The sequence below is a fragment of the Mesorhizobium sp. CO1-1-11 genome (assembly GCF_020164995.1).
Lineage (GTDB): Bacteria > Pseudomonadota > Alphaproteobacteria > Rhizobiales > Rhizobiaceae > Mesorhizobium > Mesorhizobium australicum.
The window spans coordinates 98,723-108,112 of the sequence record NZ_JAIUHE010000021.1 but is presented as its reverse complement, the minus strand read 5'-3'; the positions used below and the strand labels follow the sequence as shown (position 1 = coordinate 108,112).

The window sequence follows — 9,390 nt, the reverse complement described above, 5'->3', positions numbered from 1 at the left end:
AACCACGGCGCCGGGAACGGCAGAGCCAAAGCGATAGCAATGGATTGTCGTGCGACGCTGCGAGAAGGGGCGGATTTCAATAAAGCCAAGTCGAAAATTTCTTCTATTTGTGTTCGGCTGACGTTGCGTAATATCACTACAGTGCGCTAGTATGCGTTAACAATGAGGGGCGGCGGCAATGGCGGAACCATTTCTTTCCGAAATCAGAATGATGTCTTTCGTTTTTGCGCCGAAAGGCTGGGCACTGTGCAACGGTCAGCTGCTTCCAATAAATCAGAATCAGGCCCTGTTCTCATTGCTTGGAACAACCTTCGGCGGTGACGGCAGGGTGAATTTCGCGCTGCCCGATTATCGTGGCCGGGTGCCGATCCATGTCGGCGGTGGCCACACGCTGGGTGAACGCGGCGGTGAGCAGGCGCACACGCTGTTGATCGGGGAATTGCCATTCCATAGCCATATCGAGCAAGCCACGACCACAAATGCGGACACGCCGGTGCCCAGCAGCAACCTGCTGGCTACCGTTGCCAACACCTATACGGCGCCTGGGAATCCCACGGCCATGGACCCTGGCACGCTGGCCCTTGCCGGCGGCAACCAAGCGCATATGAACATGCAGCCATTTCTGACCCTGAGCTTCTGCATCGCCCTGCAGGGCATTTTCCCGTCGCCGACCTGAGGAAAAGCAACCATGGCACAACCCTACGTTGGCGAGATTCGGATGTTCGCCGGCAATTTCGCGATAGCCGGCTGGATGTTCTGCGAAGGGCAATTATTGCCCATTTCGGAGAACGAGATCCTGTTCCAACTGATCGGCACCACCTATGGCGGCGATGGCCAAAGCACGTTCGGGCTGCCTGATCTGCGTGGCCGCCTTCCGGTCCACCAGGGCGGCGATTTCATTCTTTCGCAGACTGGCGGCGTTGAAGAAGTCACGCTTACCCCCCAGCAGATCCCTTCGCACACGCACGCCTTCCTGGCTTCGCTGAACAATGCCGGGGCAAGCACGCCGACGGGCAACATGACCGGGCAGGTCGGCGCGGCGCAGATCTACCGCGAGGCGCCGGCAGCCGCGCCGATGTCCCCGCAGACCGCCGGGCAAACCGGCGGCAGCCAGCCGCATACGAACTTCCAGCCCTACCTTTGCGTCAATTTCATCATCTCGCTGTTCGGGATCTTCCCGTCGCCGACTTAAGGAGGGACCGTCATGGCTGACCCGTTCGTCGCCGAAATCCGCATTTTTCCGTTCAATTTCGCACCCAAGGGCTGGGCCTGGTGCGACGGTCAATTGCTGCCGCTGTCGCAGAACACCGCGCTGTTTTCCCTGCTCGGCACCACCTATGGCGGCAACGGCAAGTCCAACTTCGCCTTGCCCGATCTGCAGGGCCGCGCGCCGATGCACCCGGGGCAAGGACCAGGACTTTCGCTGCACGACCTCGGAGAGCCGGGCGGTTCGGAAACTGTGCAGTTGCTGATATCGGAGATGCCGCAGCACGGCCACACGATGATGGGGAACGTCAATCCGGCCAATCTGGCGGCGCCAGGTCCGGCGCGATCTTTCGCGCGTACAGCTCCCGGTATGTCTTATTCGGCAACGGCCACTTTGACACCGCTCAGCGATCAAGCGGTGCGGCCGATCGGCGGCGACCAGCCGCACAACAACATGCAGCCCTTTCTCACCTGCTATTTCTGTATCGCGCTGCAAGGCGTTTTCCCGCCGAGAACCTGAATTCCGAGGCAACAAGGCAGGACCGATACGATGCCCAAGAAAGCAGAACCAAAGTCAGAAGCGTCGGCTCCAACGGCAAAGAAGGGGAATGGAGCTGGACGGCGCTGGCCACCGGCAACCTCAAGCAGATCGCCGTGGTGCCCGACTTGACGCCACCGGTGTGACGGCAGTCCTGACGGCACAGACGGGTAGCGTGACAGCCAGCACGCCCGCGCATTCTTCTTCGGCCTGGCCCCGCTCCGATGCGGCCGGGCTGAAGTTTCGCGCGGCTGGCGAGGCCGACAAACCGTTCCTGTCGCGGCTTTACGCCTCGACCCGCGTTGAAGAGCTCGCGGTGACCGACTGGGGCGAGGCGCAGAAGGCCGCCTTCCTCGCCATGCAATTCCAGGCCCAGCACGCGCATTACCACACGCACTATCCCGAGGCCGACTGGCTGGTGGTGGAGCAGGCGGGACAGGACATAGGCCGCCTCTATATCGAGCGCTGGCCGAGCCAGCACCGCATCATCGACATCGCTTTTCTGCCCATCCATCGCCGCAAGGGCTACGGCACGGCGCTGCTGCGCGATCTGATCGACGAGGTACGGTTAGCCGGCAAATATGTATCGATCCATGTCGAGAAGAACAATCCGGCGCGGGGACTCTATGTCAGGCTCGGCTTTACCGTCGTCGAGGACAAGGGCGTCTATGATCTGATGGCGTGTTCGCCGGCGGATCCATGATGGTGTTGGCGCTGCCCCACCCGTCTGCCGGCATCCCTTCCCGTGAACGGGACGAGGAACCTCCCGCCACCGATTTCGCCAATCTCTTGCGCCGCAAGAAAGGCGCTGCGTTGCCGCCAGCCACTCTCGCCCCGTTTACGGGGAGAGATGTCCGGCAGGACAGTGAGGGGCAGCGCCGCCGGTAAAGATTGTCGCATTCGACCCAGTCGGCTATGCGGGAACATCAATAAAATGCAGCTCAAGATGGGCGTTAGTTGAACACCGCCTCGTAGGTCCGACCGGTCGCGTCGGCGGCTACCGGTACGATGAAGATGTCGTGGATGCCGCCGGCGCCGGCAAGGCTGTAGGTCGCCTGCGGCAACGCGATCTCACGCGGCCCCCTGAACAGCAGTGAAAAACCACCGCCCGGGCGGGGGCTGGCCGCGATGCGGTTGACGGCGCTCAGTTCGAGCGAGATCCGTCCCGCTCCGGTCTCTATGGTGAACGCCTGTCCGATCGCCTGTTCGAAATCCGCCGCCGCCGCCATTTTGTCGCCTCAAAGCCGTTTGCGCGGCACTGTCGCCGCTTCGCCCCGGGCTGTCCAGAGCTCTTTGTCCGACCAAAATTCCCAGGAAAACCGTCGACCACTTTTCCTCGGAATTGGCGCATGGGCGCGGAGCGCTGGCGCGCAAGACATTTCCTCGCCGCAAACCCCAAAATACAGCAACGCGTCCTTTTATGCGCACCGGTGACACTGTAGTACTTTGTTTCGGCATGGGATTGTTTCGATACGGGCCGGCGCCGGACGCGGGTTGGCCGGCCTGATCGGCTTGCCGGAGAAAAAGGACCGACGATGGCTGAAGGTGCGAAAACAGGGACGGCGGCGACAGCAGGGGCCGAAGCATTGCCGCTTTTCTACTCCAGGCCGGAGGCGCTCAATCCGGCGCGGCACGGCTCGCTGGGGTTGACCGCGCGCAGCGACTTTTCCTTCGCGCGCTCGGCGCACGCCATCCCGGTGGTGGCGTCGGAGATGCCGGCGGCGATGCGCTCCTATCCGATCGTCTTCATCGGCGCCGCCAAGGCGCCCGTCATCATCACCGGCGTTCGCCAGGACGAGAACCTGTTCGTCGATGCCGACGGCAAGTGGAACGCGCCGCACCACATCCCGGCCTATGTCCGCCGCTACCCTTTCATCCTGGCCGAGGATCCGACCTCGGCCGGCCGGCTGACGCTGTGCGTCGACCGGGCGAGCGACCGTGTCGTCGACCAGCTGATGGCGCCCTTCCGCGACGACAAGGTGCTGCCGTTCTTCGGCGGCAACGAACCGACCGAGGCGACCAGGCAGGCGCTCGCTTTCTGCAACCAGTTCCAGATCGATTTCAGGGCCACCCGCGAGATGGTCGACAAGATCGACGCGCACGGTCTGTTTTCGCCGCGCCAGAGCAAGGTGACGCTGGAAGGCGGCGAAGTGCTCAACCTCACCGACTTCCAGGTGATCGACGAAGCGGCCTTCAACAAACTGAGCGACGAGGCCTTCCTCGACCTCAGAAAATCCGGCGCGCTCGGCCTGCTCTATTGCCACCTCGCCTCGACCAACAGCTGGACCTCGCTGGTGCACCAGGCGTCGCTTCGCAAGGCGGAGACCGCGAAGAGTGCCTGACGGCATTGCCCGACCTGCCGAGGTCGACGACATCCAAATTGGAACATTTCAGGCGTTGTCCGGTTGCTTCCTCAGGGAAGGAAGACGGCCATGGTGATCAGCCAGGAAGAACGTGTCGCGCATATCAGCAAGCGGGCCCGCGAACTCTGGGAACGGGAAGGCTTGATGCCCGACCGCGAGAAGGCCTGCTGGGACAAGGCGGTCGAGGAGTTCGAGTCCGGCCGGCTTACCGCTGGACGAAAGCAACCAGGCGCGGATGCCGCTGGCGACAGCGCGGGTACCAAACACTGACGCTCCGCCGCGTTTCATAGGATTCGAAAATCACGCGTGGTTTCGCTATCAATTTGTTGGCACTGCACCGCGAGGCCGGTCGTCATACCGTCCGGCAATGAAGTCCTCGCCCCAGCGTCCGCAGGTCTCTGTCGCGGCAACGGCCAGCCTCGCAGGACTCTCCGGATGGACAACAAGGAAGAAGGCCACATGGGCGGTGGTGAACGTCCACACTAATGCGTCCGAGGCAACCCCACGTAACCGCTCGACACAGGAAGCCAGGAAGGCGCGACGCTCGACCCTGGGAAAGTGCTGGTAGATCAGCAGAGATTTCCCCGATGCGTAGAAGGCAGCCATCTCGTTCAGGTACAGGTATTTGGACGAATTCTTGCGGCCCTTCGGTAGCGATGTCTCCAGACCGTTGTCCGGATCGAAAAAGACGAGATCGACGCTCTGAAACGCGGCCTGGCAACGTCCTAAGCAGGCAGTCCGAGCCGAAAGCTCATCCGGCAACAGTTCGTTGAAGTAGGCCGCACCAGGAACGGTGCCGCTGTCCTCGATAGCTTGCAGTCGGCGGCGATCCGGCTCGTCTGCGGCGTGCGCCAAGATGTCGAACAATTCCGGGTCGAAGTGCCGAAACCATTCTGGCTGTTGAAGATAGGCCAGTTTCCCGCCGTCTGAACTCCCGTCAGATGGCGCCAGCATCCAGCATACGCCGATGCGGTTTGCGCCGGCCCACGACAACGCTCGCAGCAAGGCATATTTGCGATAATCGCTGATGTCCCCGACGTACTGATGCTTCATGCGCCCGAATCCCCGTTCGGGCGAGAATGTCACAATACCCCGATTTGGGGTACTACAAAATCGGGTTCTATTGACACGCTGGTCTCAGCACTGGCGCTTCCTTGTCCTCACTTCGGTCCGACCTTTACATCCGCATAATCGAGCTGCTCGTGCAGGCTCGAAAGGATGCCGGCATCACCCAGGCAGAGCTGGGTAGACGTATCGGTCAGCGTCAGACGTTCGTGTCAAAGTTCGAGCTTGGGGAGCGGCGCCTTGACGTGGCCGAATTTATGGAGGTGAGCAGGGCCATTGGTGCCGATCCACATACCATAATGCGGGCCTCGGAAAGGTGATCGCGCCAAGGTCTGACCAGCGCCCGTTGCAGTCCGCCCGACGCCCTTCAAAACGCTCAATTTATTTCCGGCGAACGGTCGAGATGCGATCGATGGCCCCCAGTCGTTAATGGCGGCGACATTTGTACGTTGGACGGAGCGGCAAGACTTATGCTGCCCCTAGCTATCGTCCGAGAATCACGTTTCCTTTGGCCGTTGGGATTGTCATTCATATCTAGCTGGCAAGGGGCGTTGAGAACGCCGGCGCGCGAATTGACTTGCGCACCGGTTCGCAGTCATATGTTTGGGGGGCAACACATGAACACTGACCTTACTAACATTCTGAAGAATGATCTTACCAATGGGGTAAACTTACTCGTTGGTGCTGGATTTTCAAAGCTCGCCGTGGCCGGGCCCAAAAGAGCCGAGGTGCCTACGGGAAACGGGCTTCGCGACGAGCTAGTAGCAGCTTTCGACATCAAGGGTGGTCAGGCCCTCCTTCCGCTCCCCAAGCTTTACTCCATATTGATGGCAGGTGCGAAAAGAGATGCGGTAATTGATCATCTTACGAGCAGGTTTCAGATCAAGGGCTTTGATGATCTCTACAGAAACCTTGAAAACATAAAAATAAAAAATGTCATAACGACTAATATCGACGATTTGTTCTACAACATTTTTGCTGGCGGTCGTGCCTATGTTCACGACATGATTGCGCACGGGCCTGATCGTGAGAATGACGGCGCGGTCAACTATCTGCCTATCCACGGATCGGTTAAGCACCCGGAGCGCGGCTACACCTTTACCGCCGTGGACTTAGCAAGCGCATACAAGAGCAATATCTCCGGACACGAAACGCTTAAATTCCTCCTCGCGAGCGCGCCAACGATAATTATCGGCTATTCGATGGAAGACCCTGGCGTTCTCTCAATGTTTGAAAATTCGACATCGCTCGCGCGATCGACTGCTAATCGCTGGTACTTAACTCGGACTAGTGATGAGGGCGAGCACGAGTACTATCGCTCGCTCGGGTTGACTCCAGTTATAGGCGGTACAAAAGAGTTTCTTGAACTGCTGGGGACTATGGCGCCGGCTACAGTCACGTCTGCTAGGAAGCTGCGCAAGCTCGACGGCCTGCCACAGGTATCTGAGATTTCTGCCCAAGGTTTGGAAAGCTATTTTCGTGGCGACGCGCCCAAATGGTACGACATGTACTTCGATCGTATACCGCACCTACAGCGTTTCGCGGCTGTTCTTGACAGGGCGATAGGCGGCAAGAATTCGTTGCTATTAGGCGTGAACTACAGTGGCAAGACGACTATGCTTATGCAGCTCGCCACGTACTTAAAAAAGAACACCGAAACTGACATTATTTTCGTCGATTATCTAACAGCAGAGCGAGCCAATCACTTAGTAGGTTCGGGCGCCGGTGGCTACCTAATCGTCGATAATTGCTGCAGTTCTATCGACGGCTTCAACATAGCTGCAAGATCTGGAAAGTTTACAATCGTAGCTGCTGATCGGGAATTTAACTATGACATTTCGATCCAGCACCTCGATACGAAGAACTTCCATATTCATAACATCAGCTCGCTGGATGAACGTGATTTAGCAACTCTCTATTCCGCAATTCCACCGGCAATTCGTCGGAATCCGCTCGTGGTTCCCAGACTAAATAATAATTCGAAGCCATTCGCGCTGGAATTTGTTCAGCAAAACATAAGCTACGTTGAAGGACGGAACTGGCAAAAACGGCTCATAGAAGACGTCAAAAAGATAAACAGTGAACTTTCCAATATACTAATAATGAATTGCTTTGTATACAATTGCCGTGGGGCAATCTCCGATGAGCTTCTTTGCTCGTTTTTGGGAGAATATTCACAGAGGCCATTCGAGTTAATGGCTGCGCTGCGATCGTATCTTACAGAGACCGCAGCTTATGCTTCAGCTAAGGGACTTGTCGCAGCCTCACGACAGGATTTTTATGTACCGCGATCGAACCTTTTTGCCGACCAGGTTGTGAAGTTTGCGCCAGACGTGGACTTTAGTGCGATGTATCGCCAGTTTTTCCGCAACGTCAGAAGCGATGTGGTGCCGCGCTGGGATAACTTCAGAATTGCTGCTTACCAAGTTTACTACACGAAGCGGGTTTTTCCAGAATGGCGTGATGGAAAGGCGTTCTACGACGAACTTTTCGACAGAGATCAAAACTACTACGACCTTCAGCACGCTGCGCTTTACCTAAGCAACAAAGGGCAGCACAAACTCGCGTTCTCGTACATCGATGATGCGCTACAACGTTCCCGAAACCGCGTGTTTTCGATACGCAACACACATGCTCAGGTGCTGTTTGCTGCTAACATCCACAATGCACCTAGCGACGATGTTGCGAAGCAGGAGGTTTTGGAGAGCATGCAAATTTTGAGGGCTTGTCTAGAAGGGGACCGACGCAGTCGAAATCACGCCATAGTCTACGGCGAGCAGACGCTTCGAATTGCCAAAGTTCTCGGGGCAGGACATGCCGCGCCGTATCTTCAGTTGGCCAAAGAGGCGCTTGAAGCAGAGGCCGATAAGGGAGCCACCAAGAAGATCAGGGATTTGGTCCGCGACCTCGCCCGTTTGCCGCGATGACCATGGGCGTGGCAACGGGCAGCCATCCAAGAGGACTTCTAGGCCAACGCTGCGTGGCATATCTTAAATACGATGTCCTGAGGCAAACTGTTCCCCAGCGCCGTTGATGTCGGATGTCGGAACCTAGCGAGAGACTTGGTATTTCCAAGCCATCAAACCTCCTCGGCCTGGTACACCTCGGCTAAGCGGCAACTAGCCAGCGGATGGCTTCTAAAAGGTGGCAGTCCGCTTTTTACCCCGCTAAGGACATCTTTGGGAGGAAGGTTGCCCCGCGCGGGTCAGCCCCGTCATTGGTGAAGACAGGCCTCCACACGGTCGCGCACTCCAGCCGCGCCGCGATTTCGCGCTGCGTCGAGGCCCCAAACTGGTAACCCGGGTGTAACCGCAACCTTTTGAGTTCTTCCGGTAGCTACGATTTCTCGCGGTTCCAGAAACGAAAAAGCCGCGGAAAACCGCGGCTTTTCGATGCTTGATCCCCCTGAAGGAAACTGGAGCGGGTGAAGCGATTCGAACGCTCGACCCCAACCTTGGCAAGGTTGTGCTCTACCCCTGAGCTACACCCGCTCACACGGCGTCTTGGCCGCAAGCCGGGCCTATATGGCTGAAGAGCGCGGCGATTGCAACAGGGAAATAGCAGGCTTTTTGCAACCTTCCGAGCGATGCCGGCAAACCGCCCGCGACGCGCCGATTTCATCGCCGCTGGCGCGACGGTCTTGTGTCGGCCGCCTCATTGGCCGTAAACGGCAAGGCCGAGAAACCGACGAAGAAGAGATCCATGCCGAAGACCGAAGCTGACCTGATGGCCTTTCTTGCCGAACTCGGCATCGCGGTTTCGACGATACGCCACCCGCCGCTCTATACGGTTGCCGATTCGCAGGCGCTGCGCGGCGAGATCGCCGGCGGGCACACCAAGAACCTGTTCCTGAAGGACAAGAAGGACAATTTCTTCCTGGTCACCGTCGGCGAGGACGCGGTCGTCGATCTCAAGCAGATACACCAGCTGATCGGCGCCGCCAGCCGGGTTTCGTTCGGCAAGCCGGAAATGCTGATGGAGCTTCTGGGGGTCACGCCGGGGGCGGTCACGGTGTTCGGCATCGTCAACGACAGGGAAAACCGGGTCAAACTGGTGCTCGACAAGGATCTGATGGACCATTCCGTCATCAATGCGCATCCCCTGACCAACGAGGCGACGACATCGATCGCGGCCGCCGATCTCATCAGATTCGTCGAGGCAACCGGGCATGATGCTGCTATCTTGAAAGTCTCGGCGTGATCGCCACATGGGTGGCAA

General features: G+C 58.3%; 11 protein-coding genes and 1 tRNA gene. 9 read left to right on the top strand and 3 right to left on the bottom strand.

Annotated features, from left to right (window positions below):
• Positions 1-178: 178 nt before the first annotated feature.
• The 4 genes from LB554_RS23435 (at position 179) to LB554_RS23420 (ending at position 2,447) form a co-directional block, all read left to right on the top strand.
• Positions 179-676, top strand: coding sequence for a phage tail protein (locus LB554_RS23435; protein WP_140793226.1), 498 nt, complete (start codon positions 179-181; stop codon positions 674-676).
• Between the two features lie 12 nt (positions 677-688).
• Complete coding sequence (locus tag LB554_RS23430; RefSeq protein WP_140793228.1) at positions 689-1,192, top strand: phage tail protein; 504 nt, start codon at positions 689-691, stop codon at positions 1,190-1,192.
• A gap of 12 nt (positions 1,193-1,204) precedes the next feature.
• A complete protein-coding gene (locus LB554_RS23425; RefSeq protein WP_140822928.1) occupies positions 1,205-1,726 on the top strand; it encodes a phage tail protein in 522 nt (173 codons plus the stop codon).
• Positions 1,727-1,919: 193 nt separating this feature from the next.
• Positions 1,920-2,447 (top strand): GNAT family N-acetyltransferase, encoded by a 528-nt coding sequence (locus LB554_RS23420; protein WP_224587164.1) that lies wholly within the window; start codon positions 1,920-1,922, stop codon positions 2,445-2,447.
• A gap of 250 nt (positions 2,448-2,697) precedes the next feature.
• Here LB554_RS23420 and LB554_RS23415 read toward each other — a convergent pair whose 3' ends face one another.
• On the bottom strand, positions 2,698-2,973 hold the full coding sequence (locus LB554_RS23415; RefSeq protein ID WP_140719629.1) for a DUF6916 family protein: 276 nt from the start codon (positions 2,971-2,973) through the stop codon (positions 2,698-2,700).
• Positions 2,974-3,279: 306 nt separating this feature from the next.
• Here LB554_RS23415 and LB554_RS23410 point away from each other — a divergent pair, with 306 nt between their 5' ends.
• Positions 3,280-4,086, top strand: a complete 807-nt coding sequence (locus tag LB554_RS23410; protein ID WP_224587162.1) for a SapC family protein — start codon at positions 3,280-3,282, stop codon at positions 4,084-4,086.
• A gap of 90 nt (positions 4,087-4,176) precedes the next feature.
• Positions 4,177-4,377: a DUF2934 domain-containing protein gene (locus LB554_RS23405; protein WP_140618224.1), complete on the top strand. Its 201-nt coding sequence runs from the start codon at positions 4,177-4,179 to the stop codon at positions 4,375-4,377.
• 48 nt (positions 4,378-4,425) lie between these two features.
• Here LB554_RS23405 and LB554_RS23400 read toward each other — a convergent pair whose 3' ends face one another.
• A complete protein-coding gene (locus tag LB554_RS23400; RefSeq protein ID WP_224587160.1) occupies positions 4,426-5,160 on the bottom strand; it encodes a hypothetical protein in 735 nt (244 codons plus the stop codon).
• A 149-nt stretch (positions 5,161-5,309) separates the two neighbouring features.
• On the opposite strand from LB554_RS23400, the gene LB554_RS23395 reads away from it, so the two are divergent.
• Complete coding sequence (locus LB554_RS23395; protein WP_224587174.1) at positions 5,310-5,492, top strand: helix-turn-helix domain-containing protein; 183 nt, start codon at positions 5,310-5,312, stop codon at positions 5,490-5,492.
• A 297-nt stretch (positions 5,493-5,789) separates the two neighbouring features.
• Complete coding sequence (locus tag LB554_RS23390; RefSeq protein WP_224587158.1) at positions 5,790-8,099, top strand: SIR2 family protein; 2,310 nt, start codon at positions 5,790-5,792, stop codon at positions 8,097-8,099.
• Positions 8,100-8,588: 489 nt separating this feature from the next.
• Here LB554_RS23390 and LB554_RS23385 read toward each other — a convergent pair.
• Positions 8,589-8,663: transfer RNA gene (locus LB554_RS23385), tRNA-Gly, on the bottom strand.
• A gap of 211 nt (positions 8,664-8,874) precedes the next feature.
• On the opposite strand from LB554_RS23385, the gene LB554_RS23380 reads away from it, so the two are divergent.
• The gene (locus LB554_RS23380; protein ID WP_015314918.1) at positions 8,875-9,372 is read left to right on the top strand and encodes a prolyl-tRNA synthetase associated domain-containing protein; all 498 of its coding nucleotides are present in this window, start codon (positions 8,875-8,877) and stop codon (positions 9,370-9,372) included.
• Positions 9,373-9,390: the final 18 nt, after the last annotated feature.

Bases quoted from the DNA above. Each gene is read 5' to 3' on its own strand.
- LB554_RS23380 (WP_015314918.1), top strand. From the start codon at position 8,875: ATGCCGAAGACCGAAGCTGACCTGATGGCCTTTCTTGCCGAACTCGGC.
- LB554_RS23415 (WP_140719629.1), bottom strand. From the start codon at position 2,973: ATGGCGGCGGCGGCGGATTTCGAACAGGCGATCGGACAGGCGTTCACC.
- LB554_RS23390 (WP_224587158.1), top strand. From the start codon at position 5,790: ATGAACACTGACCTTACTAACATTCTGAAGAATGATCTTACCAATGGG.
- LB554_RS23405 (WP_140618224.1), top strand. From the start codon at position 4,177: ATGGTGATCAGCCAGGAAGAACGTGTCGCGCATATCAGCAAGCGGGCC.
- LB554_RS23435 (WP_140793226.1), top strand. From the start codon at position 179: ATGGCGGAACCATTTCTTTCCGAAATCAGAATGATGTCTTTCGTTTTT.
- LB554_RS23425 (WP_140822928.1), top strand. From the start codon at position 1,205: ATGGCTGACCCGTTCGTCGCCGAAATCCGCATTTTTCCGTTCAATTTC.
- LB554_RS23410 (WP_224587162.1), top strand. From the start codon at position 3,280: ATGGCTGAAGGTGCGAAAACAGGGACGGCGGCGACAGCAGGGGCCGAA.
- LB554_RS23400 (WP_224587160.1), bottom strand. From the start codon at position 5,160: ATGAAGCATCAGTACGTCGGGGACATCAGCGATTATCGCAAATATGCC.
- LB554_RS23430 (WP_140793228.1), top strand. From the start codon at position 689: ATGGCACAACCCTACGTTGGCGAGATTCGGATGTTCGCCGGCAATTTC.